Source organism: Syntrophaceae bacterium (assembly GCA_013177795.1).
Taxonomy (GTDB): Bacteria; Desulfobacterota; Syntrophia; order Syntrophales; family UBA2192; genus UBA2192.
This window is the reverse complement of the sequence record JABLXY010000002.1, coordinates 241,954-267,539: the sequence shown is the minus strand read 5'-3', so window position 1 is coordinate 267,539 and position 25,586 is coordinate 241,954. Positions and strand designations below refer to the sequence as shown.

The 25,586-nt window shown below is 65.8% G+C and carries 35 protein-coding genes and 1 pseudogene; 6 read left to right on the top strand and 30 right to left on the bottom strand.

The window, feature by feature from the left end; all coding sequences use genetic code 11:
- Positions 1-57: 57 nt before the first annotated feature.
- From HPY67_06260 to HPY67_06245, 4 genes are read right to left on the bottom strand one after another with little or no spacing between them, the layout of a single operon-like run.
- Positions 58-1,392, bottom strand: coding sequence for a L,D-transpeptidase family protein (locus HPY67_06260; GenBank protein ID NPV04314.1), 1,335 nt, complete (start codon positions 1,390-1,392; stop codon positions 58-60).
- Positions 1,389-1,910 carry a hypothetical protein gene (locus HPY67_06255; GenBank protein ID NPV04313.1) on the bottom strand — a complete coding sequence of 174 codons (522 nt, stop codon included), beginning with the start codon at positions 1,908-1,910 and terminating at the stop codon, positions 1,389-1,391. Before HPY67_06255 ends, HPY67_06260 begins: the two co-directional genes overlap by 4 nt.
- Before the next feature lie 9 nt (positions 1,911-1,919).
- Complete coding sequence (locus HPY67_06250; GenBank protein NPV04312.1) at positions 1,920-2,336, bottom strand: acyl-CoA thioesterase; 417 nt, start codon at positions 2,334-2,336, stop codon at positions 1,920-1,922.
- A 4-nt stretch (positions 2,337-2,340) separates the two neighbouring features.
- Complete coding sequence (locus HPY67_06245; protein ID NPV04311.1) at positions 2,341-3,291, bottom strand: hypothetical protein; 951 nt, start codon at positions 3,289-3,291, stop codon at positions 2,341-2,343.
- Positions 3,292-3,547: 256 nt separating this feature from the next.
- Between HPY67_06245 and HPY67_06240 the strand changes: the two genes are divergently transcribed.
- The 5 genes from HPY67_06240 to HPY67_06220 all read left to right on the top strand — a co-directional run bounded on the left by HPY67_06240 (position 3,548) and on the right by HPY67_06220 (position 7,664).
- Complete coding sequence (locus HPY67_06240) at positions 3,548-4,552, top strand: KamA family radical SAM protein (protein NPV04310.1); 1,005 nt, start codon at positions 3,548-3,550, stop codon at positions 4,550-4,552.
- 126 nt (positions 4,553-4,678) lie between these two features.
- Positions 4,679-5,242, top strand: coding sequence for an elongation factor P (gene efp, locus HPY67_06235; protein ID NPV04309.1), 564 nt, complete (start codon positions 4,679-4,681; stop codon positions 5,240-5,242).
- A gap of 16 nt (positions 5,243-5,258) precedes the next feature.
- On the top strand, positions 5,259-6,182 hold the full coding sequence (gene genX / locus HPY67_06230) for an EF-P lysine aminoacylase GenX (protein NPV04308.1): 924 nt from the start codon (positions 5,259-5,261) through the stop codon (positions 6,180-6,182).
- Positions 6,183-6,465: 283 nt separating this feature from the next.
- Positions 6,466-6,987 (top strand): hypothetical protein, encoded by a 522-nt coding sequence (locus HPY67_06225; protein NPV04307.1) that lies wholly within the window; start codon positions 6,466-6,468, stop codon positions 6,985-6,987.
- A gap of 401 nt (positions 6,988-7,388) precedes the next feature.
- Positions 7,389-7,664 (top strand): hypothetical protein, encoded by a 276-nt coding sequence (locus HPY67_06220; protein NPV04306.1) that lies wholly within the window; start codon positions 7,389-7,391, stop codon positions 7,662-7,664.
- Positions 7,665-7,800: 136 nt separating this feature from the next.
- Here HPY67_06220 and HPY67_06215 read toward each other — a convergent pair whose 3' ends face one another.
- Genes HPY67_06215 through rplM form a run of 4 tightly spaced genes read right to left on the bottom strand, consistent with a single transcriptional unit; the run spans position 7,801 to position 11,300 of the window.
- Positions 7,801-9,303, bottom strand: coding sequence for a cysteine--tRNA ligase (locus tag HPY67_06215; GenBank protein NPV04305.1), 1,503 nt, complete (start codon positions 9,301-9,303; stop codon positions 7,801-7,803).
- Positions 9,304-9,362: 59 nt separating this feature from the next.
- On the bottom strand, positions 9,363-10,400 hold the full coding sequence (locus tag HPY67_06210; GenBank protein ID NPV04304.1) for an N-acetyl-gamma-glutamyl-phosphate reductase: 1,038 nt from the start codon (positions 10,398-10,400) through the stop codon (positions 9,363-9,365).
- A gap of 54 nt (positions 10,401-10,454) precedes the next feature.
- Positions 10,455-10,847, bottom strand: coding sequence for a 30S ribosomal protein S9 (rpsI, locus tag HPY67_06205; GenBank protein NPV04303.1), 393 nt, complete (start codon positions 10,845-10,847; stop codon positions 10,455-10,457).
- Between the two features lie 24 nt (positions 10,848-10,871).
- Positions 10,872-11,300 carry a 50S ribosomal protein L13 gene (gene rplM / locus HPY67_06200; GenBank protein ID NPV04302.1) on the bottom strand — a complete coding sequence of 143 codons (429 nt, stop codon included), beginning with the start codon at positions 11,298-11,300 and terminating at the stop codon, positions 10,872-10,874.
- 1,801 nt (positions 11,301-13,101) lie between these two features.
- Here rplM and HPY67_06195 point away from each other — a divergent pair.
- Positions 13,102-13,188 (top strand): annotated as a pseudogene (locus HPY67_06195) (molecular chaperone DnaJ).
- A gap of 486 nt (positions 13,189-13,674) precedes the next feature.
- Here HPY67_06195 and HPY67_06190 read toward each other — a convergent pair.
- The 22 genes from HPY67_06190 to rpsQ all read right to left on the bottom strand — a co-directional run bounded on the left by HPY67_06190 (position 13,675) and on the right by rpsQ (position 25,586).
- Complete coding sequence (locus HPY67_06190; protein ID NPV04301.1) at positions 13,675-14,952, bottom strand: bifunctional folylpolyglutamate synthase/dihydrofolate synthase; 1,278 nt, start codon at positions 14,950-14,952, stop codon at positions 13,675-13,677.
- Between the two features lie 266 nt (positions 14,953-15,218).
- Entirely contained in the window at positions 15,219-15,479 is a 261-nt protein-coding gene (locus HPY67_06185; GenBank protein NPV04300.1) for a translation elongation factor-like protein, read from the bottom strand.
- Positions 15,480-15,626: 147 nt separating this feature from the next.
- The gene (gene rplQ / locus HPY67_06180; protein NPV04299.1) at positions 15,627-16,163 is read right to left on the bottom strand and encodes a 50S ribosomal protein L17; all 537 of its coding nucleotides are present in this window, start codon (positions 16,161-16,163) and stop codon (positions 15,627-15,629) included.
- A gap of 27 nt (positions 16,164-16,190) precedes the next feature.
- Entirely contained in the window at positions 16,191-17,192 is a 1,002-nt protein-coding gene (locus tag HPY67_06175) for a DNA-directed RNA polymerase subunit alpha (protein NPV04298.1), read from the bottom strand.
- A gap of 76 nt (positions 17,193-17,268) precedes the next feature.
- Positions 17,269-17,895, bottom strand: a complete 627-nt coding sequence (gene rpsD / locus HPY67_06170) for a 30S ribosomal protein S4 (GenBank protein ID NPV04297.1) — start codon at positions 17,893-17,895, stop codon at positions 17,269-17,271.
- 42 nt (positions 17,896-17,937) lie between these two features.
- Complete coding sequence (rpsK, locus tag HPY67_06165; GenBank protein NPV04296.1) at positions 17,938-18,330, bottom strand: 30S ribosomal protein S11; 393 nt, start codon at positions 18,328-18,330, stop codon at positions 17,938-17,940.
- A gap of 27 nt (positions 18,331-18,357) precedes the next feature.
- Entirely contained in the window at positions 18,358-18,726 is a 369-nt protein-coding gene (rpsM, locus tag HPY67_06160; protein NPV04295.1) for a 30S ribosomal protein S13, read from the bottom strand.
- Between the two features lie 28 nt (positions 18,727-18,754).
- Entirely contained in the window at positions 18,755-18,868 is a 114-nt protein-coding gene (gene rpmJ, locus HPY67_06155) for a 50S ribosomal protein L36 (protein NPV04294.1), read from the bottom strand.
- 44 nt (positions 18,869-18,912) lie between these two features.
- The gene (gene infA, locus HPY67_06150; GenBank protein ID NPV04293.1) at positions 18,913-19,131 is read right to left on the bottom strand and encodes a translation initiation factor IF-1; all 219 of its coding nucleotides are present in this window, start codon (positions 19,129-19,131) and stop codon (positions 18,913-18,915) included.
- Positions 19,132-19,144: 13 nt separating this feature from the next.
- Positions 19,145-19,894, bottom strand: a complete 750-nt coding sequence (map, locus tag HPY67_06145; protein ID NPV04292.1) for a type I methionyl aminopeptidase — start codon at positions 19,892-19,894, stop codon at positions 19,145-19,147.
- 12 nt (positions 19,895-19,906) lie between these two features.
- Positions 19,907-21,214, bottom strand: a complete 1,308-nt coding sequence (gene secY / locus HPY67_06140) for a preprotein translocase subunit SecY (GenBank protein ID NPV04291.1) — start codon at positions 21,212-21,214, stop codon at positions 19,907-19,909.
- A gap of 13 nt (positions 21,215-21,227) precedes the next feature.
- Complete coding sequence (rplO, locus tag HPY67_06135; protein NPV04290.1) at positions 21,228-21,671, bottom strand: 50S ribosomal protein L15; 444 nt, start codon at positions 21,669-21,671, stop codon at positions 21,228-21,230.
- 5 nt (positions 21,672-21,676) lie between these two features.
- Positions 21,677-21,865 carry a 50S ribosomal protein L30 gene (gene rpmD / locus HPY67_06130; GenBank protein ID NPV04289.1) on the bottom strand — a complete coding sequence of 63 codons (189 nt, stop codon included), beginning with the start codon at positions 21,863-21,865 and terminating at the stop codon, positions 21,677-21,679.
- 22 nt (positions 21,866-21,887) lie between these two features.
- The gene (gene rpsE / locus HPY67_06125) at positions 21,888-22,370 is read right to left on the bottom strand and encodes a 30S ribosomal protein S5 (GenBank protein ID NPV04288.1); all 483 of its coding nucleotides are present in this window, start codon (positions 22,368-22,370) and stop codon (positions 21,888-21,890) included.
- A 52-nt stretch (positions 22,371-22,422) separates the two neighbouring features.
- The gene (locus HPY67_06120) at positions 22,423-22,773 is read right to left on the bottom strand and encodes a 50S ribosomal protein L18 (protein ID NPV04287.1); all 351 of its coding nucleotides are present in this window, start codon (positions 22,771-22,773) and stop codon (positions 22,423-22,425) included.
- 65 nt (positions 22,774-22,838) lie between these two features.
- Positions 22,839-23,378 (bottom strand): 50S ribosomal protein L6, encoded by a 540-nt coding sequence (gene rplF / locus HPY67_06115; GenBank protein NPV04286.1) that lies wholly within the window; start codon positions 23,376-23,378, stop codon positions 22,839-22,841.
- 22 nt (positions 23,379-23,400) lie between these two features.
- Positions 23,401-23,802: a 30S ribosomal protein S8 gene (gene rpsH, locus HPY67_06110; GenBank protein ID NPV04285.1), complete on the bottom strand. Its 402-nt coding sequence runs from the start codon at positions 23,800-23,802 to the stop codon at positions 23,401-23,403.
- Positions 23,803-23,822: 20 nt separating this feature from the next.
- On the bottom strand, positions 23,823-24,008 hold the full coding sequence (locus tag HPY67_06105) for a type Z 30S ribosomal protein S14 (GenBank protein ID NPV04284.1): 186 nt from the start codon (positions 24,006-24,008) through the stop codon (positions 23,823-23,825).
- 21 nt (positions 24,009-24,029) lie between these two features.
- Positions 24,030-24,569, bottom strand: coding sequence for a 50S ribosomal protein L5 (gene rplE / locus HPY67_06100; GenBank protein ID NPV04283.1), 540 nt, complete (start codon positions 24,567-24,569; stop codon positions 24,030-24,032).
- A gap of 16 nt (positions 24,570-24,585) precedes the next feature.
- The gene (locus HPY67_06095) at positions 24,586-24,906 is read right to left on the bottom strand and encodes a 50S ribosomal protein L24 (GenBank protein ID NPV04282.1); all 321 of its coding nucleotides are present in this window, start codon (positions 24,904-24,906) and stop codon (positions 24,586-24,588) included.
- Positions 24,907-24,928: 22 nt separating this feature from the next.
- Positions 24,929-25,297, bottom strand: a complete 369-nt coding sequence (rplN, locus tag HPY67_06090; GenBank protein ID NPV04281.1) for a 50S ribosomal protein L14 — start codon at positions 25,295-25,297, stop codon at positions 24,929-24,931.
- 31 nt (positions 25,298-25,328) lie between these two features.
- Positions 25,329-25,586 (bottom strand): 30S ribosomal protein S17, encoded by a 258-nt coding sequence (gene rpsQ / locus HPY67_06085; GenBank protein ID NPV04280.1) that lies wholly within the window; start codon positions 25,584-25,586, stop codon positions 25,329-25,331.

Genomic DNA, 25,586 nt, shown 5'->3' with positions numbered 1-25,586 from the left:
AGACATCCGCAGGGATAACCTTTTGCCTTTTGCCTTTTGCCTTTTGCCTTTTGCCTGTTACCTGCTGCCCGTCTCCTTCTGCGCCAGTTCCCGCGACTGGGCGGGCCCCACGAGCACCCCGTCGAGTTCCAAGTCGCTCTTGATGCGCCGGGCGGCTTCCTCCGCCGCCTTCTTGCTCGGGAAGGGGCCGGCGAGGACCTGGTAGCGGTTGCCTTTCCGCACCACGAGGGCCGGGATCTGGGGCCCCTGGTGGTTCAGTACGGCGGCCAGCCGCTTCGCGTTGTCCTCCCCGATCGTCTCATCGGCGCGGACGTACCAGGCCCCGGCCTTGAACGCGGGGATGCGCGGCTGCCCCGTCAGCTGCGCGGGCCGCCGGATTTCCGCGGCCGAGGCGAGCATGCCCTCGATCCCGACTGATCCCTCGAGGATCGGAACGGGGATTCCCCGGGCCTGCGTCACCGTTTCCTCCACCCGCTTCCAGTCCACGCGCAGCCCCTCCTTCTTCTCGATGTCCCTGAGCCTTGCCAGGAGACGCTTCCGGAGGTCCGCGGCGTCCAACTCCTCGTGAGGGTCATGCGCCTGCAGGTAGAGCATCCCCCCCGAGCGGCCGATCAGGTAAGGCTGGTTGACGATGTGCACGGGTGTTTTGACCGGCACGGCCTTGTAGAGCTTCTCCACGTGCTCCGGGTAGAGCCGCAGGCACCCGTTGGTCGCCCGCAGGCCGATGCTGTAGGGCTTGTTGGTGCCGTGGATCACGTAGCTCGCCCGGCTCAGGTACAGGGCGTACTCCCCCAGCGGGTTGTCGGGGCCCGGCGGCACCTCGGCGGGCAGCGGGTCGCCCCTCTTCGCGTGGTCCCTGCGGATCGAGGCCGGCACGTACCAGGTCGGCCGGACGGCCTTGCGCTCGATGAACATCTCGCCCACCGGCGTGGAGCGGCCCTCGTCACCGATACCGACGGGATAGGTGACGATCTCCCGGTTCTTTCCCGTGTAGTGATACAGCCGCATCGCCGCCAGGTTGACGACGATCCCCTGACGGGGGGCGTCGGGCAGGATGAACAGCAGGGGCAGCACGACGCGGCTGTCGGCCTTGGGCAGCCAGACATCCACTCCCGGGTTGGCCGCCTTGACGGCGTCGTGGCCCAGGCCGAAGTGCCTCGCAATGTCGGGCAGCGTGTCGCCCTCCCGGGTGCGCACCACGGCGAGCCGGCCGATGAGATGCTCGCCCTTGGAGGGGACAAACACGTGAGGCTCGATGCGCGGTTCCGTCCGGTCGGGCTCTGGCCCGGACCCGGTGAGCCGCCACTTCGGCGGCGTCGCGCAGGCGCTGAGCACCAGGCCCGCCGCAACGAGGATGGCAAGACGGGCGGCGGGGCGGGACCAACGGTTCATGAGGCTCCTGACCTCCCGAGCGTGAAGCGCCACTTGCAGAAGTTCTCCGGGGGGTGCGGGTCGGGCGGCGCGTAGAGGCACTCCACCCGGATGGTTTCGTCGATGACGCGGGCAAAGTTGGCGAACTCCCCCCGGTGCATCTCCTTGCAGGCGAATTCCGGCAGGCCCCGGGCCAGGCGTGCGACCTGCGGCGCGCAGCGGGGGACGGTGATGATCACCTCGTCATCCCTCTGCTCGATGTCGTAGCCGATGATGAGGGTCCAGGGGAAATAGCGCAGGGCCTGCACGAAGCCGGGCAGCCCCTTGCCGAACCCGAACCGCTTGACGAGATCCCGGGCGGCGAGTTCCGCGGCCTTGTGCCAGACGCGCTCGTTGATTCCCTCGGCCGTGGCCTGGTCGAAGCGCTCCTGCACGAAGAGAAACCAGAACCCGTCGATGACGCGGTAGTGCCACAGCAGAAACTCCACGTAGGAGCGAAGCTCGGCGGGGCCCATCCGGTCGAGCAGTTTCAGGTCCATGTTGCACTCCTACAGCGCCCTGGCCCGCTCCTGCAGCGCGACATCCTCGGGGTCCGTCGCCTCGACGACGACGCCGTGCGGGACGGGCTGTCCCTGCCGGTCCACGTGGATGAAGCTGATGAACCCGTCGAGGAGGAATTCGTCGTTGGCGTTGTTGACCACCTTCACATATGACACGAGCCGCGTCTTGCCGGCGAGAACCACCCGGCTCTCGAACCGCACGATCTCGCCGTTGCGGATGGGCTTCTTGAACAGCATGCCGTGGATGTTGAGGCAGACGATGTGCTCCGGATGAGTGAGGCTCGCGGCGGCGATGAAGCCCGACTCGACGACCCACATGGCCGTCTTGCCTGCGAAGAGGGTCCCGTGGTGGTTGAGGTCCTCGCTCCTGACGAGGTGGTTGACGACGTGCGTGCGCAGTTTCATCCGTTCACTCCTTTGCCTTGAGTTTGCCGCAGAATGCAAGGCTTCGGCTTCTCTGCAGATCGCCCGGCGTGACGAAGTCGGCCGCCGCGTCGAGGAGCGCCCCCAGCACCGCCTCGCGGGGCAGGTCCGCGGTCATCGGGCGGCACCGCGCGCGGTAGAGGCTTGCCGCGAAGCGCTCGAACGAGGGCAGCAGATCCGGCGACAGGAGGTCGACCCGGGCCGCCGTCACCTTCCGATCCTGCACATCCCGGAAGTAAGCCGCGATGCGTTCCTCCACGGCGGAGACGCCCGCGGGTTGAGCCGCCCTGAGCGGCACCTCCCCGGCGCCCGGGAGGCTGCCGCCGTGCCGCTCGAGGAGACGTGACAGGGCGCTGCCGCGGCCGATCGGGACGTCCCGCCTCCCGAACCGTACAGCGGCCGGGGCCCGCACAGAGAGCGCGATGGCCCCCGGGAGCGACTCGCTGTAGCACCGGTAGACGAACTCGGAGCAGATCATGGGCTCCCGCCCCGTGTCGACGAGGTGCAGGAGGAATCCCGCGGCGGCATCGAGGGTCTCCCGGATCAGCCCCGCGAGTGCGGAGGACCCGGCAAGATTGCGGGTGAGGCACAACAGCGCGAGGAGCAGGACCTGCTCAAAGGCGTACCGCTCGCCGCGATCGAGGTAGTGCGCGGCCCGGGCCATGACGGGGTCGAGGCTTGCCGGCGGCTCCTTGAGCCGCCGCGCTTCCACCCACTCGGCGTGCCCGATGCTCGCCGGCAGCTCCCGGCGGATGACCCCCTCGCGGACCGCCTCGCCGACGGTGCGTCCCTTCTGCCCGTGCCGGCCGACGAACAGCGCAGCGTGGCTGACCTGCGAGCGGTCGATGAAACGGATGGCGTCGCTGATCAGGCCCCTACCCCTGTACAGCAGGATATCACCGGGCATCAGCCGTGCGATCGGGATGTCCCTCTTCATCTCGCGTCCCCGTTCCTTCCGGGCGCCCCGCCGCCGCGGCAGCGGGCCCGGAGGCGTTTCGCACCCCCGCCGGGCCTCTCTGAAGTATGGGAAAACCGGTCTGCCTGTCAAGGACTTTCCACCGCCGAGACCGCCGGGACAAGCGCATTTTGAGGCTTGCAGTTTCGACCGGTTGTGCTAGAACCGCATCTGACTACGACCGCCCGGGACAACCCCCTTGCGCGCGAAAAGACCCTCCCCGGGGCCGTCCACGCGGATTGCCCCTGAACTGTGGAACGACTGGCGCTGGCAGTTCCAAAACCGGATCCGCACGGCCGACGGGCTGGCGGGGCCCCTCGCGCTCCGGCGCCGGGAGCGCCTCGCGCTCGGGGAGGTGACCCGCACCGGGCAAGCCGCCGTCACCCCGTACTATTTCTCCCTCCTCGATACGGCGGACCCCGCCGACCCCATCCGCAGGCAGTGCGTCCCTGACCCCCTGGAGATCACCATGCCCGGCGGCGTCGACGACCCGCTGGGGGAGCAGGCCCACAGCCCGGTGCCCGGCCTCATCCACCGGTTCCGGGACCGCTGCCTCGTCATCGCGACGAACCGCTGCGCCGTCTACTGCCGGCACTGCAACCGCAGGCGGCTCTGGCGCCAGCGGGAGAGGATCCTCACAGCCCGCGAGCTGGAAGCCGCCGCCGCCTACATCGAACGCCGCCCCTCCCTGCGTGAGGTGATCCTGTCGGGCGGCGACCCGCTGACCCTATCCGACGGACGGCTGGAGCGGATGCTCGGGCGGCTGCGCGCCATCGGGCACGTCGAGGTCCTGCGGATCGGGAGCCGGGCGCCCGTCGTGCTGCCCATGCGGGTCACGGAGCGGCTCTGCGGCATGCTCCGAAGGTACAGGCCCCTGTGGCTGCTCACCCAGTTCAATCACCCCCGGGAGATCACGCCCGAGGCCGGCGCGGCCTGCGCACGGCTGCTCGAGGCCGGCATCCCGGTCCTGAACCAGTCCGTGCTGCTCCGGGGGGTCAATGACGACTACCGGACGATGCGTGAGCTCCTCTACGGCCTCGAGCGGATCGCCGTGAAGCCCTACTACCTCTTCCAGTGCGAAGACGTGAAGGGCACGGCGCATTTCCGGGTGGACGTCCGCGACGGGATGCGGCTGATGGAAAAGCTGTGGAAGACGACCTCGGGCGTCTGTCTGCCGCGCTACGTGGCCGACATGCCGGGCACGAAGGGAAAGGTGCCCCTCCAGCCCGCCTCGTTTCTCTGAAGGCGGCGAGGACGCAGGACGGTTTTGCGGCCTCGGCGGTCCCCTCAATTCCCTTTGACAACAAAGCAGAAATGGTTTAGAAGAATAACCTTTTCAGATGCCGAACGCCCCGAGCGGAGAACCGATATGTACAGCGCAAGCGACCTGCGGAAAAACCTCAGAATCATGCTCGACGACGAACCTTACATCGTCGTCGATTTCCAGTTCGTCAAGCCGGGCAAGGGGCAGTCCCTGTACCGCTGCAAGCTCCGCAACATGCTCACGGGCAGCCAGGTGGACCGCACCTTCCGCGAGGTGGACACCTTCCAGCCCGCCGAGACGGAAGAGAAGAACATGCAGTTCCTCTACAGGGAAGGGGACGCCTTTCACTTCATGGACAACGAGAGCTACGAGCAGATCGCCCTCACGGCGGAGCAGGTCGGCGACGCGAAGAACTTCCTCATCGAGAACATGGAATGCAAGGTCCTGCTGTTCCGCGACCGCCCGATCGACATCACGCTGCCCAACTTCGTCGACGTCGTCGTGACGGAAGCCCCTCCCTGGATCAAGGGCGACACGGTCTCGGGCAACTACAAGCCGGTCATCGTCGAGACGGGCTACAAGGTCAGCGTGCCCCCCTTCATCGAGCAGGGCGAAAAGATCCGCATCGACACGCGGACGGGCGAGTACCTGACCCGGGTCAAGGAATGATCGGACACCGGGCCCCATGAGCGCCGACCGGGAATGCGAGGGCAGGCGACGGGCCCTCGAACTGCGCGCTGACATCCTCCACGCGACGCGCGCCTTCTTCCTGTCCCGGGGCTACCTCGAGGTCGAAACCCCCAACCGCATCCCCTCCCCCCTGCCCGAATCCCACATCGACGCCGTTGCCTCCGGGCCGTGGTGGCTCCACCCCTCGCCGGAGATCTGCATGAAGCGGATGCTTGCGGCGGGCTTCGAGCGGATCTTCCAGATCGCCAAGTGCTGGCGCGGCCGCGAGCGGGGGCCCCTGCACCTGCCCGAGTTCACCCTGCTGGAATGGTACCGCGCCGGCATCGATTACCGGCAGCTCATGGAAGAGTGCGAGGACCTCTTCCTCTACGTGGCGGGCGCCCTGGGAATGGGACCCGCGCTCTCGTACCGGGGCCTTCCGATCGATCTCGCAAAACCCTGGGAGCGGCTCCCGGTGGCGGAAGCCTTCGCGCGGTACGGGTCCGTCCCCCTCGAGACGGCCCTCGCGGAGGATCGTTTCGAGGAGGTCCTGGCCCTGGAGATCGAGCCCCGGCTCGGCAGCCCGAAACCGACGCTGCTGTTCGACTACCCCCTCGCCTTCGGTTCTCTGGCGCGGCGCAAGGCGGGGAACCCGGCCGCGGCCGAGCGCTTCGAGATTTATATCGGCGGCCTCGAGCTGGCCAACGGCTTCACGGAGCTGACCGACGCGGAGGAACAGCGGAGACGGTTCGAAGCGGAAAACGAGGTGCGGATGCGCAGGGGCCGGGAGCCCTACCCTATGCCGGAGGCATTCCTCCGGGACCTGCCCCGCATGCCGGAGTCGGCCGGTATCGCCGTCGGGGTCGACCGGGTGGTGATGCTCTTCGCCGATGCGTCCTCCATCGACGAGGTCGTCGCCTTCACCCCCGAAGAGCTCTGATCCCGCCCGTTTCGTCCCACGTTCACGTGCCTCGACCTCTCCGCCCCGGTGCGTGGGCAAGCCGGTTTCCTTTCCCGATGACGGCATTGACGGGGCCTCACCCCAGCCCGCCTGCCCGTTGCTTTTGGACGAGAAATCGTTTATAAGCAAGAAAAACATAACCGGTTTCGGGGTTCGGGGGCCTTGCGGCTCCCGGAGGAAGTCTGAATGGTCGGGCCGCCATTCGATCGGGTGATCGGATGGCGGTTTCTTTTTGGATCAACCCCGGGAAAGGAGAGTTTCTATGGGATTTTTCGACAAGGTCTTCGGCGGCAAGGCCGCGGCGGGGTCAGTCCCGGGAGATTTTCGATCTCTCGACATCGGGGAGAAGGGTTTCAGCATCGCCGTGCCTCAGGACTGGACCGTGGTTGACTGCCCTGACGGGCTCGAGGCGCACCCGAAGGAATGCGGACGGGTCGCGGATCCCGTATCGGGCCGTGAGCTCTGCAGCCCCGGCCTCACGGTCACCGTATCGGAAATCGCCGATCCCCGTCAGAACGCGGTGAAGGCGACGATGCAGCGGCGGGCGGCGGAGATGACCGGTCACCGCATGGTGAAGCACATCGCCGGCCAGGTCGCAGGCGCCGATCATGGGATCGTCTACGAGTACCAGTACGGGCCCGCGGAGGCGCCCGTTCGCGCGCTGGGGGCCGTTGCCCAGAAAAAGAACAGGCTCTTCACCGTTGCCGCATCGGGTACCGTTCAGGATTTCGAAAAGAACCGTGGCGCCCTCGAAGCGATCGTATCGAGGTTCAAGCTTCTCTGACGCGCAGGATCGACCGACCGGGGGCCGGGCGGCGACGCCCGGTCCCTCTTGCACAGTCCGGCAGAAGACCCGCCAGCATCCGCGTGGCCGATACCCATGAACCTGCTCCTGCCCTGTGCCGTTACGACCTCCCGATTATCTCCCCCTTTTGCCGTTTGCCCTGCGCCTTGCCTTTCCACATTTCATGGAACCCGGTTTAACGTTTCGTTAAAAAATGCCCTGCCCGGACCGGTGCACGGCACCGGAGGGGATTCGACAGTTCATCATATTCTCCTTTTATATCAATAACATGCAATTTTTCAGCCCCCTTGCTCCGCTCATGGCATACTCTTTTCAATACATGAGGGCAAAGATCGGCAATCCATAGCATGCAATCATAGAAAACATTGGGAGGAGACATCATGAAAAGGACGCTTTCGACACTCATTCTGGCGGGTATCGTCGTGCTGATCACGGGCACCTTCTGCTTTGCCGAGTACGCCGCGGCGGGCGCGGAGAACTTCCCCTACTTCCATCTCGGATGCCTCATCGTCGGCGGCATGATCATCGTGTCCCTGAAGCAGAAGTACGAGAAGATCTACCTCGGCGAGGCAGTCGGCAGCTTCGCGATGTACGCCCTTCTCGTGGCCCTTTTCACCGCCCCGGTGGCTGAAGGCCTGAAGAATATGCTGGGGTGAGATCCTCGAAGGGAAGCAACGGACCGCTCCCTTCAGCCTGGACCGGAAGAAGAATCGAATTCGGAAGGGGAGCTGCAAAGAGGCCGCCCGGTATGCCGGGCGGCCTCTCTTTTTGCCTGCCTCTCGGCGTGAGCATTCACCCCTGCGCCTGCCTCTCAATCGTCCACGTGGTCCCCGTTTTCGAATCCTTCAGGGCAACCCCCTTTGCCGCCAGCTCGTCCCGGATCGCATCGGCCCGCGCCCAGTTCTTTTCCTTCCGCGCCCGGAGCCGCTCCTCGATGAGGGCCTCGATCTCATGGACCTGCAGCCCCCGTTTCTGAGCCTCCCTGAGCCGGTCCTTCTCGAAGTAGACATCGGGGTCCTCCATCAGGATCCCCAGCACGCCTCCCACCTCGCGGAGCGCGCGCTCGGCCTCGTTGAGGACGAACAGGGCCGGGGGGGCCGGCGTCCGCCCGTCGGCCGCAAAGGCGTTGACCTGCCGGGCGACATCGAAGATGAAGCCCATCGCCCGGGCCGTGTTGAAGTCGTCGTCCATCGCATCCCGGAAGCGCTCCGGCAGTGCCCGGATCCGCTCGAGGAGGGCCCGTTCCCTCTGCGGCAGCTGCTCCTCCGTCACCGACACGGGGCTGAGCGAGGGGTCGGCGGCGAAGAGGTCACGGATCCTCTTGAGGGTCTCGTAGAGCCGGTTCAGGGCATGGCGGGCCTCGTTCAGCGCGTCCTCGGAGAAATCCAGGGGGCTCCGGTAGTGGCCCTGCAGGACGAAGAACCGAACGACCTCGGGATGGTGGACCTTCAGAATGTCCCGGATGGTGATGAAGTTCCCCAGCGACTTGGACATCTTTTCGTGGTCCACCTTGATGAAGCCGTTGTGGAGCCAGTACCTCGCGAAGGGCTTCCCGGAGGCGCCCTCGGACTGCGCGATCTCGTTCTCGTGGTGCGGGAAGATCAGGTCCTCGCCGCCCCCGTGGATGTCGAAGGTCTCGCCGAGGAAGTGGGCGCTCATGACGGAGCACTCGATGTGCCAGCCCGGCCGGCCCTTGCCCCAGGGGCTGTCCCACCAGGGCTCCCCCTCCTTGCTCGCCTTCCAGAGGGCGAAGTCGAGCGGGTCCTTCTTCATCTCGCCCGGCGCGATGCGGGCCCCCGACATCATCTCGTCGAGGTTGCGGCCCGAGAGCTTCCCGTAGTCCTTGAACTTCTTCACGGAGAAGTAGACGTCGCCGCCGGGCACGGCGTAGGCCAGGCCTTTCTGGATCAGCCTGTTGATGAGATCGATCATGCCCGCGATGTGCTCCGTGGCCCGGGGCGTGACGGTGGGCCGCTCAACGCCGAGCCGGTCCATGTCCTCGTCGTGCTGGGCGATGTAGCGCTCGGAGATCTCCCGGAACCCCACCCCTTCCTTGTTGGCCTTCGCGATGATCTTGTCGTCCACGTCGGTGTAGTTCTTGACGTAGGTGACCCGGTAACCCCGGTAGCGCAGGTACCGGGTGATGACGTCGAAGTTGATGGCGGAGCGCGCGTGGCCGATGTGGCAGGTGTCGTAGACCGTGACCCCGCAGGCGTAGATCCCCACCTCGCCCTCCCTCACGGGGACGAAGTCCTCCTTCCGGCGGGTCAGCGTGTTGTAGAGACGAAGCGCCATGGCCTTCCCTCCCGTGCAGAAAACGAATCGACGGCGGTTTCGCTCCTCCCCGACAGGGCCTACGGGAAGAGGGCGATCATGTCCAGGGCCGTATCCTCGCGCAGGCCGCACATGAGGTTCATGTTCTGGACCGCCTGGCCCGAGGCCCCCTTCACGAGGTTGTCGATGGCCGACAGGATGATGACCCGGTTTGTCCGCTCGTCGACGGCAAGCCCGAGGTGGCAAAAGTTGGTCCCCTTCACGGAGGACACGTTCGGGTAGACGCCTTTGTCCAGGACCCGGATGAACGGTTCGCCGCCGTAGACGCTTCTATATAAGTCAATCATCTCGGCCGTGGAAAGCGTTTTTTTGAGGCTCGCGTAGACGGTGCTGAGGATGCCGCGGTTGATCGGCAGCAGGTGCGGCGTGAACGAGACCTTCACCGGCCGGCCCGCCAGCACGCTCAGCTCCTGCTCGATCTCGGGGCTGTGCCGGTGCCCGCCGACCTTGTAGGCCTTGAACCCCTCGTCGACCTCGCAGAACAGCGAGCCGATGACGGGGTCGCGCCCGGCGCCGCTCACGCCGGACTTGGAGTCGATGATGATCGTGTCCGGGTCGATGACCTTTTCCCGCAGGGCGGGCGCCAGCGCGAGGATGGCGCTCGTCACGTAGCAGCCGGGGTTGGCCACGAGGTCCGCCCTCTTCACCGCATCCCGGTAGAGCTCCGGCAGGCCGTAGACGGCGCGCTGCACGAGGTCGGGGGCCGTGTGCCGGTGGTACCACTTGGCGAAGACGTCGAGGTCCCGCAGCCGGAAATCGGCGGAGAGGTCGATGACCTTCTTGCCGGCCTCGAGAAAGGCCGGCGCGACGGCCATGGCCTCGCCGTGGGGGGTGGCCGTGAAGATCACATCGGCCATCCCGGCCAGCTCCTCGGGCGAGGCGTCGATGAAGCGGATGTCGGTGAGCCCCTCGAACAGGGGGTAGGTTTCCGAAAGGGGCTGCCCCTTGAACTTGCGCGACGTGAGCCCCGTCACCTCGACGCCGGGGTGCCGCAGCAGGATCCGCATCAGCTCGAGTCCCGTGTACCCGCTGCCGCCGTAAATACCGACTCGGATCATGTTCCCCTCCCCCGCATAAAAAAGGGGGTTCCGAGAACCCCCTGGTCTTTTCGCTTAGCGCTTCGAGAACTGGAACCGCTTCCGGGCCCCGGGCTGTCCGTATTTCTTTCGCTCCTTCACGCGGGAGTCCCTCGTGAGGAAGCCCGCTTTTTTCAGGATCGGCCGAAGCTCCGCGTCGTACTCGCACAGGGCCTTGGAGATCCCGTGCTTGACCGCATCGGCCTGGCCGGCGATTCCGCCGCCGTCGACGTTGACGTAGAAATCGAATTTCCCCATCTGGTTGGTGATCTCCAGGGGCTGCTGGATGATCTTCTTGAGGACGTCCCGCGTGAAATAGTCGTCGAAATTCCTGCTGTTGACGGTGAAGGCGCCGGAGCCTTCCTTCATCCAGACCCGGGCGATGGCCGTCTTCCTCTTTCCCGTTGCATAAATCCGCTTGTCGGTCATACGCTGCTCCATCTGCGGTCGATCTTACAGTTCAAGCCGGTGCGGCTTCTGGGCTTCGTGGGGGTGCTTGTCGCCGGCATAGACCTTGAGCTTGCGCAGCTGCTGGCGGCCCAGCGAGTTCTTGGGCAGCATGCCCTGCACGGCGCGCCGGATGAGCTCCTCGGGCCTCTTGGCCAGGAGCTTTCCTGCAGGCCACGCCTTGATCCCGCCCGGGTAGCCGGAGTGATGGTAGTAAATCTTGTCGGTGAGCTTCTTGCCCGTCAGCGCAATCTTCTCGGCGTTGATGACCACCACGAAGTCCCCCGTGTCGGCGTGGGGCGTGAAGACGGCCTTGTGCTTGCCGCGGAGGCGGTGGGCGATCTCCCGGGCGAGCCGGCCCAGGACCTTTCCCTGCGCATCGACCAGGAACCAGTCGCGGTCGACGGCGTCCTTCTTTGCCATAAACGTACTCATGGGCACACCAATCCGGTGAAATTCGAAAACGTGAAGATAGGCGAATCGACGCACTTTGTCAAGAGAAAAAACGGCTAGAAACCCAGGGTCTGCCTGGAGGCCGACAACCCGCCGACCCGCCCCAGGCCGGACAGGGAGAACAGGACGATGAACTGCCGGTCGTCCACGAGGTCCGAGTAGCTCACCTGCACGCTCCAGCACTGGCGGCGGTACTCGACGCCGACGGTCTTCTCCAGGTTCGTGTTGCCGAATTCGTCCCTGCGGAACCCGGCGAACACGTCCAGGGCGCCCGTGACGCGGGCCCTGCCCGTGAGGCCGACGGATTCGATGGAATTCTTCGTGTAGCGGTACACCAGCGACAGGCTGTCGCCCCGGTCGTCACGCAGGGCGATGTCCTGGTTGATCTGCGACCAGGACGTCGTGTTGACGTCGTAGGCGGCCCGGGTCACAAAGGCCAGGTTCTTGTAGGGGTTGATGTCGACCTCCAGGTCGATCGGCCGGAAGGGCCTGGTCGGGTCCGCTGGGAGCACGCTGGGCGTCGCGGCGGGGACCAGGAGCGTCGGCTGCGGCACGTAGATCGTCGGCGTCGTGATGTTGTAGGTCTGGCTCAGCTTCACCCGCAGGATCTCCCGGTAGCTGACGTTGCCCTTGTCATCGCGGAGCCGGGAGACCAGGGTGTTGGTCAGGGCGTAGGTGAGGCTGTTCTCGCTGTCGACGGAGGCGCTGACCCCCCCCACGGTCGTGCTGCCGGCGGGGGGGACGAAATCGGGCCGCAGGCTCGGGCCGGCGGCGGGGATGTAGCGGTACGTGACTTCGGGCCTGACGGCATGGCGGACCTTCTCCGCCCCGCCCCAGCCGACCTCGTAGGTGCGGTAAACCTCGGTGGACGCGTTCATCCCCAGCGTGTAGACGGAGCGGCTCGCCGAATCGCCCGCCGCCGAGGCGCTGGTGCTCTCCGTGTCCCACAGGGTCCCCCGGAAGCCCGCCGCCGGGGTCACCTGCAGGTAGTCGCCGAAGGCCCACGGCAGCGAGAGCTTCGGGTAGACGTCGAACGCGGAGCCCCTCTCGCCGAGGGTCCGGTAATAGTTGCCGTAGAGGCCGGTGAACTCCCACTGGAGACGGGTCCCGAAGAGGGGCTGCCGGAAGCCCGTCAGGGAGATCTCGGGGTAGCGCTGCAGGGTGTCGTCGTTGGAGGGGCTCGTCAGGTTGTCCGTGTACTGCGCAAGGGCCGTCAGGTTGACGTTGCGCCACTCCTTCACGAGCCGTGCCGTGGAGTCGTAGCTCGTGAGCTGCTGGTTGGCCAGGAAGGAGACCCGCTCGAACTTGCGGTTGCGGCTGCCCGCAAAGTGATCGAGATAGTAGTTGTGCGAGTCGAAGTCGCGGAAATAGTAGATGTCGGAGACTTTCTTGAGATCGGAGCGGAACGTGAAGCCGGGGCTGAAGGTCGTCTCGTGGCTCCAGTACCACGACCACCGGTCCTGCTTCTCCGTCCAGGTGCGGGGGATGCCCCCGAGGTTGTCGGAACCGGTCCACTGGTCCCGCAGAAAATCCCCGTAGAACAGGCCGTGAGTGCCCGCGCTGGGCGCGTAGCGGAACTCGAGGCCCTCCTTGAGCCCCCGCTTGTCCATGTAGCGCGTGTAGAGCGTGGCATCCGTGCTCTTCGAGATGGCCCAGTAGAAGGGGACCTCGATGTCGAAGCCCAGCTTCTCCTGCGAGTAGCCGACATGGGGGAACAGCAGACCGGTCTGGCGCGTCGTCTTCGCCGGGAACATCAGCCAGGGCAGCCAGACCACGGGGGTGTCGCGGACCTGGAAGGTGCCGTTCCTCAGGGTGCCGTAGCCGTCGACGGTCACATCCACCTCCCTGCCGGCGAAGCGCCAGTCGGCCACCGGGCCGTCGCAGGTGGTCGCCGTCCCGTCCTGGATCCGGTACGTGGCCTCGCCCGATTTCTCGATCTCGCGCCCCGTGATGTGGAGGTGATTCCGGACGAAGAACATCCGGGCGTCGCGGGCGATGCCGGTCTTGGACTCGAGGTTGACCTCGATGACGTCGCCTTCCAGGGTGTCGCCGTCGGTCTGGAGAAGGGCACGGCCGCGGGCCCAGGCATCGCCGCTCGCCCGGTTCAGGGTCACCGCGTCCGCCTTCAGGGAGCCGCCCGTGAACGTGATGACGACGTTGCCCTCGGCGCGGTAGATGTCCGTCTCCCGGTCATAGCTGAGCCGGTCCGCCTCGATCCGCACGGGCCCCTTCTCGGCCTTCCGCAGGTCGAGGCCCTGCTGCGCAGGGGCCGGGGCGGCCGTCAGCAGCAGGAGGAGGGCGGCGACCCCGATGACCCGCAGCGGGCGCGCCGCGCTGTGTTTTCCCCGATTCCCGGTCATCTTCCGCCAGGCCCGGCCCCTTTCGATGCGATGAGCAGGGGGCGAACCGCCCCCACGAGGTACAGCGACCCCGCGATGCAGATGAGATCGTCCGGGCCGGCTTCCCGCAGGGAGGCCCGGACCGCCTGCCGGGGGTGCTGCGCAATCTCCACGTTGCGGTTCCAGCGCCTCGCCTCCCCGGCCAGGACCTCCGGCGCCAGGGCCCGCTCCTCCGGCGGGCGCGTCAGGATGACACGGTCGGCCAGCGGGGCGAGCCGCCGGATCATGCCCCGCCAGTCCTTGTCGGCGAGAATCCCCAGCACCAGGGTGAGCCGGCGGTACGCGAACTCGCCCAGGGACCTGGCGAGGGCCGCGGCGCCCGCCGCATTGTGGGCGCCGTCCAGAACGACGGCGGGGCTCCTGCGCACGGTCTCCAGGCGCCCCTCCCAGCGAACCCGTGAGAAGCCCTTGCGGACGTCCTCGTCGCCGATCGCGAAGCCCCTCCGGCGCAAGACCCCGACGGCCCCCAGCGCGCACGCGGCGTTTTCCCGCTGGTGCGGCCCCTGCAGGGCAAGCGGGATGCCCCGGATCGCGATCGACGGGCCGCGGCAGTCGAGCAGGCCGTCCCGCCCCGCTCGCACGCGGATCTCCCGGCCGACCCGCAGCAGGCGGGCCTTTCGGCGCCTGCAGACCTCTTCGAGAACCGCCAGCACCGGGGACTGCCGGGCGGCCGTCACGCACGCGCGGTACGGCTCGATGATGCCCGCCTTCTCCCGCGCGATGTCCGTGAGCCGCGGCCCGAGAAACTCGACATGGTCCATGGCGACGTTCGAGACGATCACGAGCTCGGGACGGACGACATGGGTGGCATCGAGACGGCCCCCCATGCCCACCTCGAGGACGGCGACATCGACGGCGCACTGCGCAAAATGCAGAAAGGCCAGCGCCGTGGCGAATTCGAAGTAGGTCACCTCTTCCCGGGTCGATCCGCGCACCTGCCCGATGCACCTCTCCAGGTCCCCCCGGGGAATCGGGAGCCCGTCGACCCGGATGCGCTCCCCGAAATCGACCAGGTGGGGCGACGTGTAAAGCCCGACGCGGTATCCCGCCGCCTGCAGGACGGAGGCCAGGCTCGCCGCGATGGAGCCCTTGCCGTTCGTTCCCCCCACCAGGACGCTGCGGTAACGGTCCTGAGGGCGCCCCAGGCGATTCAGCAGCCGCCGAACGGGTCCCAGCCCCGGACGGATGCCGGCCCCCTTCAGGTTCTCGAGGTACTGAATCGGATCCTCTCCCATGCAGGCTCCCGCGCCAAACGGCCGGCCGGACTTCGCCCCACAGCCCCGCCGTCGGCGCAAATTACCACAGCCCCCCGCCGCGGGCAACCTCTTTGTATCCGCAAGGGCGCAAAAAAAGGCCGCGGGATGATGAACTCCCGCGGCCCTGTCTCATTCGGTCGGATGGAAGGTAAGAGGGTAAGAGGGTGAGAAGGTGGCAGGACGGAAGACGTGCGGCAGGCGGGCAGCCTGTCCACACGTCTCACCTTCTCAACTTCTGAATTTGTCTAGTCCGGGATGACCTTGAAGACCTCGTCGCCCGGCCTGCACCGGTCCGACACCTTGACGCCGATGTAGTCGCCCGCCACGGCCTTCTCGACCTTCGCGTTGTTGACCTCCATGGACTCGACGACGCTTTCGAAATTCGTCGTGTGGCCGACGTACTTGAGTGTGTCCCCCACCTTCACTTCACCGGCGGTGATTTTGATCGCCGCGACGCTGGGCTTCGCGAAGAATTTTACGATTTCGCCGATTTTCTCCTCCGCCATAACGATCATCCTCCTTTCTTCCGGATACCAACTACCGCTGTTGTGTAACCTGTTTCCCGGCGGAAATCAAGGGCAAAGCAGGGGCTTGGAACCAAACGAAAAAGGCAGGGGCGACACCCCTGCCTTGGATCCGTCCGTGGAGCGGCTTCACTCTTCCTTCGGCTCCGCCTTCTTGGCGGGCGCCTTCTTCGCCGCCGGCTTTTTCTCCTTCGCTTCCTTCCCGGCCTTGGGCTCTTTCGCGGCCTTCGGCTCCTTCTTCGCCTTCGGGGCCGCCTTGGGCTTGCTCTCCTTCTTCCCCGGCTTCTCCTTCTTGCCCTTCTTCTCCTCGGGCTTCGCCATCAACTCGATGACGGCCAAGGGTGCGCTGTCGCCGGTGCGGAAGCCCGTCTTGACGATGCGCGTGTAGCCGCCCTGCCGGTCGGCGAACCGCGTGCCGATCTCGTCAAAGAGCTTCTTCAGCACGTCCTTGTCCCGGATCACCGCCGCGGCCTGCCGCCGGGCGTGGAGGCTTCCCTTCTTGGCCAGCGTGATCATCCTCTCGGCGACCCGCCGGAGCTCCTTCGCCTTGGCATCGGTGGTCTCGATCCTCTCGTGCTGCAGGAACGAGGTCACCATGTTGCGGAGCATGGCCGTGCGATGGCTCGTGGTCCTGCCGAGTTTTCTTCCCCCTACCCCGTGTCGCATGAACAACATCCTTTCCGGTCGTTAGTGTCACTCCGCGCTGGCGGCCTCGTCCCTGCCCTTGGGCGGCCAGTCGATCTTCATGCCGAGCGAGAGGCCCATCTCGGAGAGGATCTCCTTGATCTCGTTGAGGGACTTCCGGCCGAAGTTGCGGGTCTTGAGCATCTCCGCTTCCGTCTTCTGGACGAGCTCGCCGATGATGTGGATGCCGGCGTTCTTGAGGCAGTTGGCCGACCGCACGGAGAGCTCCAGCTCGTCCACGCTCTTGAGGAGGTTCTCGCTGAGCTTCTCGCTCTGGCCGGCCTCCTCCTGCACCTTCTCCTCTTCCGTTTCCTCGAAGTTGATGAAGATGTCGAGCTGGTCCTTCAGGATCTTGGCCGCATAGGCGACGGCGTCCTCGGGCAGCACGCTGCCGTCGGTCCAGACCTCGAGGACGAGCTTGTCGAAGTCGGTGATCTGGCCCACGCGGGCGTGGCTCACCGTGTAGCTCACCCTCTTGATGGGCGAGAAGATGGCATCGATGTTGATGGTGCCCTCGGGCTGATCGGGGTCGCGCTCGCGCTTGGCCATGACGTAGCCCTTGCCCATCTTCACGACCATCTCGGCCTTCAGCTTGCCGCCCGTCGTGAGCGTGGCGATGGGGTGCTCGGGGTTGAGGACCTCCACGTGCGCGTCGGTGATGATGTCGCCGGCCGTGACGGGGCCCGCCTTCGAGGCGTCGATCTTGATCGTCCGGGGGACATCGCCGTGGAGCTTCAGCCGGACGCCCTTGAGATTGAGGATGATGTCCGTCACGTCCTCCTTCACGCCCGGGATGGAGGAGAACTCGTGGAGGACCTTGTCGAAGCGCACGGACACGATGGCCGCCCCCTGGATCGAGGAGAGCAGCACGCGCCGCAGGGAGTTGCCCAGCGTGATGCCGTAGCCCCGCTCGAGAGGCTGGATGGTGAATTCCGCGTAGGATTTGCTGTGGGTCTTCTCGTCGATCTCGATCCGTTTCGGCCGGATCAGGCTGCGCCAGTTTCTCTGCATATCCTTCTTCCCTCACGCAATCAGGCTCGCAAACCGCCTGGAAAAGGGGTTATCGCCCGCAACCGTCCCTGTCCGGTTACTTGGAGTACAGCTCGACCACCAGCTGTTCCTGAACGGGCATGGTGATGTCTTCCCGGGTCGGGATCGCCTTCACGATGCCCTTGAAGTTGGCCTTGTCCAGCTCCAGCCACCCCGGGATGCCCCTTCGGGCAACCGTTTCGAGGGAGTCGAGGATGGGGAGGACCTTCCGGCTCTTCTCCCGGAGCTCCACGACGTCGTCCTTGCGCACCGTGTAGGAGGGGATGTTGACCTTGCGGCCGTTGACGAGGAAGTGGCTGTGGCGCACGAGCTGCCGCGCCTCGTTGCGCGACGGCGCGAACCCCAGCCGGAACACCACGTTGTCGAGCCGCCGCTCGAGGAGCACGAGGAGGTTCGAGCCCGTGATGCCCTTCATGCGGTCGGCCCGTTCGAAGTAGCCCCGGAACTGCTTTTCGAGCAGCCCGTACATCCTCTTGAGGCGCTGCTTCTCGCGAAGCTGGACGCCGTAGTCGGAGTGCTTCTTCCGGACCTGCCCGTGCTCGCCGGGCGCGTAGCCGCGCCGTTCGAACGCGCACTTCTCGGTGTAGCAGCGGTCACCCTTGAAAAACAGCTTCAGGCCTTCCCGGCGGCAAAGCCTGCATTCTGAACCTCTGTAACGTGCCAAGTTCTTCCTCCCTGTGGGTCGATGAGTCGTTCGTCTGTGGGACTACACGCGCCTTCGCTTCGGCGGACGGCAGCCGTTGTGGGGGATGGGCGTGACGTCGCGGATCAGGCTCACCGTCAGCCCCGCCGCCTGCAGGGCCCGCAGCGCCGACTCGCGGCCCGAGCCCGGCCCCTTCACGTAGACCCGCACGGTCCGCAGCCCCTGCTCCCGGGCCTTCTTCACAGCGCTCTCGGCGGCCATCTGGGCCGCGAAGGGGGTCCCCTTGCGGGAGCCCTTGAACCCCGACATGCCGGAGGACGCCCAGGCGATGACGTTCCCGGTCAGGTCGGTGATGGTGACGATCGTGTTGTTGAACGTCGACTGGATGTGGGCGATCCCCTCGGGGACGTTCTTTTTCTCGCGCTTCTTTCCGGTCTTTCTCCTCGGACTGGCCATGTGCCCTCCAGCTGTCGAATGTCGTGTTTACTTCTTCTTCCCGGCGATCGCCCTTCGGGGCCCCTTCCGCGTCCGGGCGTTGGTGTGCGTGCGCTGGCCGCGGCTCGGGAGGCCCTTGCGGTGCCGCAGCCCCCGGTACGCCCCGATGTCCATGAGCCGCTTGATCGACATGGAGACGTCGCGGCGCAGGTCACCCTCCACCTTGTGGTCCCGGTCGATGATGTTGCGGATGGCCGTGACCTCCGCGTCGGTGAGCACGTCGGTCTTCGTGTCGTAGGGGATGCCCGCCTCGCGGAGGATCTCCTTCGCCTTGGAGCGGCCGATCCCGTAGATGTAGGTCAGGGCGATCTCCATGCGCTTGTTCTTCGGTAGGTCAACGCCTGCAATTCTTGCCACTGCTCGGGCCTCCTGGAATGGTTTCGGGTTATCCCTGGCGCTGCTTGTGCTTCGGGTTTTCGCAGATCACCCGCACGACGCCGTGGCGCTTGATGATCTTGCACTTGTCGCACATCTTTTTCACAGACGGTCTGACTTTCACGATGCAACCCCCTTTTCTCCACCGGCCCGCGGCATCCCGGGGCCCTACTTCGACCGGTAGGTGATCCGGCCCCGCGTCAGGTCGTAGGGCGACAGTTCCACCGTCACCCGGTCCCCCGGGAGGATCTTGATGAAGTGCATCCGCATCTTTCCCGAGATGTGGGCCAGCACGCGGTGCCCGTTCTGCAGTTCCACCCGGAACATGGCATTCGGCAGCGTCTCGACGACCGTGCCTTCCACCTCGATGGGTTCTTCTTTCGCCATATGCTCCCTGCGTTCAGTCGATCCGGCTCAGGATGACCGGCCCGTTTTCCGTGATCGCCACCGAGTGCTCGAAATGGGCCGACAGCTTCCCGTCGGCGGTCACCACCGTCCAGCCGTCCCGGAGGACGTCCACCCGGTAGGTGCCCTCGTTGACCATGGGCTCGATGGCAAAGACCATTCCCGGCTTCAGCTCGATCCCCCGGCCGCTCGAGCCGTAATTGGGGACCTGGGGGTCCTCGTGGAGGCTCTTTCCGATGCCGTGCCCCACGAGATCCCGCACCACGGAGAAGCCCGCGGCCTCGACGTGGCCCTGGATGGCCGCGGAGATGTCCCCGATGCGGTTCCCCGCGCGGGCCGCCGCGATGCCCCGGTAGAGCGCCTCTTCCGTGACCCGGAGCAGCCGCCTGGCCGCGGGGCTGATCTCCCCGACGGGCACCGTCACCGCCGCGTCCCCGTAGTAGCCGTCGTTGAGGATGCCGAAGTCCAGGCTGACGATGTCGCCTTCCTTGAGCTCCCTCTCCGAGGGCATCCCGTGCACGACCTCGCTGTTGACCGAGGTGCACAGGGAGTAGGGGTAGCCTCGGTATCCCTTGAAGGCCGGGCGTGCCCCCCGTTTCAGGGCCATCGTCTCGGAGAGCCTGTCCAGCTCGATCGTCTTGACCCCCGGCCTGATCTTCCTTCCGAGTTCCTCCAGGATCTCCGCGACGAGGATGTTGCTCTTCCGCATCTTTTCAATCTCTTGCCGAGATTTCAAGATGACCATCGCCGGGTCTCCCTATCGCCGCCTGGCCAGCCGCCCCTTCTTCAGGAACCCTTCGTACTGCCGCGCCAGCAGGTGCGTCTCGATCTGCCCCGCCGTGTCGAGCGCCACGCCGACGACGATCAGCAGCGCCGTCCCGCCGAAGTAGAAGGGGACGTTGAAGTAGACCATCAGGATGCTCGGCAGCACGCAGACCGCCGAGACGTAGATGGCCCCGCTGAACGTCAGCCGGCTCAGCACGTGGTCGATGTACTCGGCTGTCTTCTTCCCCGGCCGGATCCCGGGGACGAACCCGCCGTGCTTCTTCATGTTCTCCGCCACGTCCGTCGGGTTGAACACGACGGCCGTGTAGAAGAAGCAGAAGAACACGATGAACGCGACGTAGATCAGCTCGTAGAGGACCGCCCCCGGCACCAGCATGTCGGAGACCGCCTTCATCCACGGGTGGGGGATGAACTGGGCCAGGGTCGCCGGGAACATGATGATCGACGACGCGAAGATGGGCGGGATGACGCCCGACGTGTTGATCTTGAGGGGCAGGTGCGTGGTCTGCCCCCCGTACATTTTTCGCCCCACGATGCGCTTGGCGTACTGCACGGGGATCCGTCGCTGCCCCGTCTCCATGAAGACGATGGCGCCGACGACGGCCACCATGAACACGGCCAGGAAGAGGACCGCCAGGATCCCCATCTCGCCCATCGCCACGAGCCGGAACGTGTTCAGGACGGCCTCGGGGCCGCGGCAGACGATGCCGGCGAAGATGATGAGCGAGATCCCGTTGCCGATCCCGCGCTCCGTGATCTGTTCGCCCAGCCACATGATGAAGGCCGTGCCGGCCGTGAGCGTGATGACCGTCATGAGACGGAAGCCCCACCCGGGGGTGATCACGATCGAGGCGCCCGTCGGGCCCGCCATGTTCTCGAGCCCCACGGCGATGCCGAACCCCTGGATGAGGGACAGCAGGACCGTCCCGTAGCGGGTGTACTGGGTGATTTTCCGGCGGCCCGCCTCGCCCTCCTTCGAGAGCCGCTCCAAATGCGGGACGGCGATCGTGAGCAGCTGCAGGATGATGGAGGCGCTGATGTAGGGCATGATCCCCAGCGCGAAGACCGAGAGGTTCGACAGCGCGCCGCCCGCGAACAGGTCGAAGAGCCCCAGCAGGGACCCCCGGGCCTGGTCGAAGAACGCGGCGAGCGCCGCCGTGTCGATCCCCGGCGTGGGCACGTGGGCCCCGATCCGGTAGACGCCCAGGAGCAGGAACGTGAAGGCGATCCGCTTCTGGAGCTCGGGAATTTTCGGGATGTTTTTCAGTCCGCCGATCAAGTCCGATGACCCCTTATCCGATGACCTCGACCTTGCCGCCGGCCGCCTCGATCTTCTCCTTTGCGGCCGCGCTGACGGCGTGCACCCTCACGGTGAGGGCCTTCTCGATCGTCCCCTTGGCGAGGATCTTGATCCCGTCGCCCGTCCGGCGGATCACGCCGCCCGCCAGCAGGGCCGCCGCGTCGACGGGGGCCTCGCCGGAGAACCGGTTGAGCGCGCCGAGGTTGACGATGACGATGTCCTTGCGGAAGACGTTCTTGAACCCCTTCTTGGGCAGCCTCCGCGAAAGCGGCATCTGGCCGCCCTCGTACCCCGGCCGGGAGTTGTGGCCCGAGCGGGCCTTGAGGCCCTTGTGGCCCTTCGTGGAGGTCCCGCCGTGGCCGGACCCGTCGCCGCGCCCGATCCGCTTCCGCTTCTTTCTCGACCCCTCGGGGGGTCTCAGTTCGCTCAAGTTCATCTCGCTCACCCGCTGATTTCTTCCACGGCCACAAGATGGCGCACCTTGCCGACCATGCCCCGGACTTCGGGGGTGTCCTGGAGCGTCACGCTCCGGTTCAACCGCACGAGCCCCATGCCGCGCAGCACCTTGCGCTGCTTTTCGGGCCGCCCGATCGAACTCTTCACCAGTGTGATCTTCAGCTTCTTTTCCACGGCTGCATCCCCTGACGATCGTCTAGATATCCGCCACGTCCTTGCCCCTCAACGCGGCAATCTGGCCGGCGGACCGGAGCCGGCGGAGCCCGTCGAGGGTCGCCTTGACGAGGTTGTGGGGGTTGTGGGACCCCAGGCACTTCGTCAGCACGTTCTGGACGCCGGCCACCTCGAGCACCGCGCGGACGGCGCCGCCCGCGATGAGCCCCGTCCCCTCCGAGGCGGGCTTGAGCATCACCCGGCCGGCCCCGTACTCCCCGACGATCTCGTGGGGGATCGTCCGGTTGGCGATGGAGACCTTGACCATGCTCTTGCGGGCCTTCTCCATCCCCTTGCGGATCGCCTCGGGCACCTCGTTGGCCTTCCCGAGCCCGGCGCCGACGGAGCCCTTGCCGTCCCCGACGACCACGATGGCGCTGAACCGGAACCGCCGGCCGCCCTTGACGACCTTGGCCGTGCGGTTGATCGCCACGACGCGGTCCAGGATCTCCGTCTCTTCCACCATGAATTCTTTTCTGTCCCTGTCCAACGGTCGCTCCCTTTTCGCCTTTCGGATTCTAGAATTTCAGGCCCGCTTCCCGCGCCCCCTCGGCCAGGGCCTTGACCCGGCCGTGATAGAGGAACGGACCCCGGTCGTAGACCGCCGAGTCGATCTGCAGGGCCGCGAGCTTCTTCGCCATGAGCTTGCCCACCTCGGCGGCGGCGTCCGTCTTCTTCATCTTCGCGATCGTCCCGGCGATCTCCTTGCTGCGCGTGGAGGCCTCGGCCAGCGTCCGGCCGGCCTCGTCGTCGATGGCCTGCACGTAGATGTGCCTCGCGCTGCGGAACACGGAGAGACGGGGACGAACGGCCGTCCCGGACACCTTGCCCCGGACGCGCTTCTTGCGCTTGTCCCGGATCTTCTGGATCTTCTTGGCTGACGATAACACGGTTCTGCCCTCTTCGTGAGTGTGGGGTTATGGGCCCGAGAGCCTTATGCGCCGGCGGACTTGCCGACCTTGCGCCGCACGACTTCGCCCGCGTAGCGGATCCCCTTGCCCTTGTAAGGCTCGGGCTTGCGCTTGGCGCGGATCTCGGCGGCGACCCGGCCCACCAGCTCCTTATCGATCCCGGAGACGGTGAGGCTCGTCTGCTTTTCGATCTTCACCGCGATCCCCTGCGGGACCTCGTAGGTCAGCGGCACGGAATAGCCCACGAAGAGCTTGAGCGTCGTGCCGGCCATCTCCGCGCGGAACCCGACCCCGGAGATCTCGAGCCCCTTCGTGAAGCCCTCGCTCACCCCCGTGACCATGTTGGCCACGAGCGTGCGGGTGAGGCCGTGCAGGGCGCGGGCCCTCCGGCCCTCGTGGGCCGTCCGCACGGCGAGGGTCTTGCCCTCCTGGACGATCTCGATGTCCCGGGGCAGCTCCCTCGAGAGGGTCCCCTTGGGCCCGGTCACCTGGATTGTGCCGCCGGCGATCTTGACCGTCACCTTGTCCGGCAGGGCGATGAGTTTCTTCCCGATTCGTGACATGGGTGTCTCTCCTGCTGTGCGCTTACCAGACGTTGCAGACGATCTCGCCGCCCACGTTCTGCTGCCTGGCTTCCTTGTCCGTCATGATCCCCTTGGGCGTCGACACGATGGCCACCCCGAAGCCGTTGAAGACCTTCGGGATCTTCTTGCTCGAGACGTAGACCCTCCGGCCCGGCTTGCTCACCCGCTGCAGGTCCTGGATCACGCGCTGCTTCGTGTCCGTGTACTTGAGGTAGATCTTCAGGACGTCCTTCTTGTTGGCGTCCTTCTTCACGTCGAAGCCGCTGATGTAGCCGGTGCGCTTGAGGACCTTGACGATCTCCAGGTTCATCCTCGAGAGCTGGGCGTTCACGCTGCGGAACTTCATGCGGTTGGCGTTGCGGACCCTCGTCAGCATATCCGCGATCGGATCGGTCATTCCCATAAACCCTTGCTCCTCCCCGTCTACCAGCTCGACTTGATCACCCCGGGGATCTCGCCCCACGAGGCGTACTTGCGCAGGCAGATGCGGCACATGTTGAACTTGCGGTAGTACGCCCGGGGCCTGCCGCATATCGGGCAGCGGTTGTACTCCCGGACGGAAAACTTCTTCTTGCGCTTCGCTTTTGCAATCAGGGATTTCTTGGCCACCGTGTTCCTCCGTCTCGATTCCTAGTTCCGGAAGGGCATCCCCATGAGCCGCAGCAGATGCCGGGCCTCCTCGTCGGTCCGCGCCGTCGTGACGATGACCACGTTCATGCCCTTGACCTTGTCGATCTTGTCGTAGTCGATCTCCGGGAAAATGAACTGCTCCTTGATCCCCATGGCGAAGTTGCCGCGGCCGTCGAAGGCGTTCGGGGAGATCCCCCGGAAGTCGCGGATCCGGGGAAGCGCAACGTTCACGAGCCGGTCGAAGAACTCGTACATGCGCTCCTTGCGCAGGGTCACCATGCAGCCGATGGACATGCCCTTGCGCAGCTTGAAGGTGGCGATGGACTTGCGGGCCTTCGTGATGACGGGCTTCTGCCCCGTGAGGGCCCCGATCTCCGCCGACGCGCTCTCGAGGATCTTGACGTTCTGGATCGCCTCGCCCAGGCCCATGTTCACGATGATCTTCTCTAGCCGGGGCACCTGCATGGTGTTGCGGTACCCGAACTGCTTCATCATGGCCGGGACGACTTCGCTCTTGTAGTAGTCTTTGAGTCTTGCCATGGCTCCCATCCCCGGTTCACTGATCGAGCTGCTCGTTGCACTTGCGGCAGATCCGGACCTTCTTGCCGTCCTCGAGGGTCTTGAACCCGACGCGGACGCCCGTCGCGCACTTCGCGCAGACCGGCGCGACGTTCGAAGCGGCCATCGGGGCTTCCTTCTCCATGATGCCGCCCTTGCTCTTCTGGTCGGGCCGCTGGTGGCGCTTGATCATGTTGAGCTTCTCGACCACGACCTTGTCGCCGTCGGCCAGGATCTTCGTGATCTTGCCGGTCTTTCCCTTCTCCCTGCCGGCAAGGACCTTCACCGTGTCGCCCTTCTTCAGTCGGTTCGTCTGCATGCTCGTTCCCTGTCTTTGCGACTCACAGCACTTCCGGAGCCAGCGAGATGATCTTCATGAACTGCTTGGCGCGAAGCTCGCGGGCCACGGGCCCGAAGATGCGCGTCCCCACGGGCTCCATCTGGTTGTTGATGAGCACCGCCGAGTTGTCGTCGAACTTGAGGTACGTCCCGTCGACGCGCCGGACCTCCTTCTTGGTCCGGACGACGACGGCCTTCATGACGTCCCCCTTCTTCACCTTCGCGTTGGGGATCGCCTCCTTGACGGACACCACGATCACGTCCCCCACGGTGGCGGTGCGCTTGCGCGACCCGCCCAGCACGCCGATGCAGGACACCTTCCTGGCGCCCGAGTTGTCCGCGGCATTCAAAATGGTACGCATCTGAATCATATCGACACCCCGTTCTGTTCCCGATCCCGGGCTACTTCGCCTTCTCCAGGATCTGGCGGACCCTCCAGCGCTTGTCCCGGCTCAGCGGGCGGGACTCGACGATCAGCACCGTGTCGCCCACGCCGCACTCGTTGCGCTCGTCGTGGGCCTTGTACTTCTGGTGCCGGCGCACGTACTTCCGGAACCCCGTGTGCTTGACGAGCCGCTCCGTCTTGACGACGACGGTCTTGTCCATCTTGTCGCTGACGACGACCCCCTTGATGGTCCGCTTGTTTCCCCTCTGGTCCAT

Bases quoted from the DNA above. Each gene is read 5' to 3' on its own strand.
- rpsK (NPV04296.1), bottom strand. From the start codon at position 18,330: ATGGCCAGTCCGAGGAGAAAGACCGGAAAGAAGCGCGAGAAAAAGAAC.
- HPY67_06225 (NPV04307.1), top strand. From the start codon at position 6,466: ATGGGATTTTTCGACAAGGTCTTCGGCGGCAAGGCCGCGGCGGGGTCA.
- genX (NPV04308.1), top strand. From the start codon at position 5,259: ATGAGCGCCGACCGGGAATGCGAGGGCAGGCGACGGGCCCTCGAACTG.
- HPY67_06245 (NPV04311.1), bottom strand. From the start codon at position 3,291: ATGAAGAGGGACATCCCGATCGCACGGCTGATGCCCGGTGATATCCTG.
- rpsI (NPV04303.1), bottom strand. From the start codon at position 10,847: ATGACCGACAAGCGGATTTATGCAACGGGAAAGAGGAAGACGGCCATC.
- HPY67_06215 (NPV04305.1), bottom strand. From the start codon at position 9,303: ATGGCGCTTCGTCTCTACAACACGCTGACCCGCCGGAAGGAGGACTTC.
- HPY67_06175 (NPV04298.1), bottom strand. From the start codon at position 17,192: ATGCAGAGAAACTGGCGCAGCCTGATCCGGCCGAAACGGATCGAGATC.
- rpsE (NPV04288.1), bottom strand. From the start codon at position 22,370: ATGGTGGAAGAGACGGAGATCCTGGACCGCGTCGTGGCGATCAACCGC.
- infA (NPV04293.1), bottom strand. From the start codon at position 19,131: ATGGCGAAAGAAGAACCCATCGAGGTGGAAGGCACGGTCGTCGAGACG.
- rplQ (NPV04299.1), bottom strand. From the start codon at position 16,163: ATGCGACACGGGGTAGGGGGAAGAAAACTCGGCAGGACCACGAGCCAT.
- rpsQ (NPV04280.1), bottom strand. From the start codon at position 25,586: ATGGACCAGAGGGGAAACAAGCGGACCATCAAGGGGGTCGTCGTCAGC.
- HPY67_06260 (NPV04314.1), bottom strand. From the start codon at position 1,392: ATGAACCGTTGGTCCCGCCCCGCCGCCCGTCTTGCCATCCTCGTTGCG.
- HPY67_06185 (NPV04300.1), bottom strand. From the start codon at position 15,479: ATGGCGGAGGAGAAAATCGGCGAAATCGTAAAATTCTTCGCGAAGCCC.
- rplO (NPV04290.1), bottom strand. From the start codon at position 21,671: ATGAACTTGAGCGAACTGAGACCCCCCGAGGGGTCGAGAAAGAAGCGG.
- HPY67_06095 (NPV04282.1), bottom strand. From the start codon at position 24,906: ATGCAGACGAACCGACTGAAGAAGGGCGACACGGTGAAGGTCCTTGCC.
- HPY67_06220 (NPV04306.1), top strand. From the start codon at position 7,389: ATGAAAAGGACGCTTTCGACACTCATTCTGGCGGGTATCGTCGTGCTG.
- HPY67_06210 (NPV04304.1), bottom strand. From the start codon at position 10,400: ATGATCCGAGTCGGTATTTACGGCGGCAGCGGGTACACGGGACTCGAG.
- rplE (NPV04283.1), bottom strand. From the start codon at position 24,569: ATGGCAAGACTCAAAGACTACTACAAGAGCGAAGTCGTCCCGGCCATG.
- HPY67_06190 (NPV04301.1), bottom strand. From the start codon at position 14,952: ATGGGAGAGGATCCGATTCAGTACCTCGAGAACCTGAAGGGGGCCGGC.
- HPY67_06250 (NPV04312.1), bottom strand. From the start codon at position 2,336: ATGAAACTGCGCACGCACGTCGTCAACCACCTCGTCAGGAGCGAGGAC.
- map (NPV04292.1), bottom strand. From the start codon at position 19,894: ATGGTCATCTTGAAATCTCGGCAAGAGATTGAAAAGATGCGGAAGAGC.
- efp (NPV04309.1), top strand. From the start codon at position 4,679: ATGTACAGCGCAAGCGACCTGCGGAAAAACCTCAGAATCATGCTCGAC.
- rplM (NPV04302.1), bottom strand. From the start codon at position 11,300: ATGAGTACGTTTATGGCAAAGAAGGACGCCGTCGACCGCGACTGGTTC.
- rpsH (NPV04285.1), bottom strand. From the start codon at position 23,802: ATGGGAATGACCGATCCGATCGCGGATATGCTGACGAGGGTCCGCAAC.
- HPY67_06255 (NPV04313.1), bottom strand. From the start codon at position 1,910: ATGGACCTGAAACTGCTCGACCGGATGGGCCCCGCCGAGCTTCGCTCC.
- rplF (NPV04286.1), bottom strand. From the start codon at position 23,378: ATGTCACGAATCGGGAAGAAACTCATCGCCCTGCCGGACAAGGTGACG.
- rplN (NPV04281.1), bottom strand. From the start codon at position 25,297: ATGATTCAGATGCGTACCATTTTGAATGCCGCGGACAACTCGGGCGCC.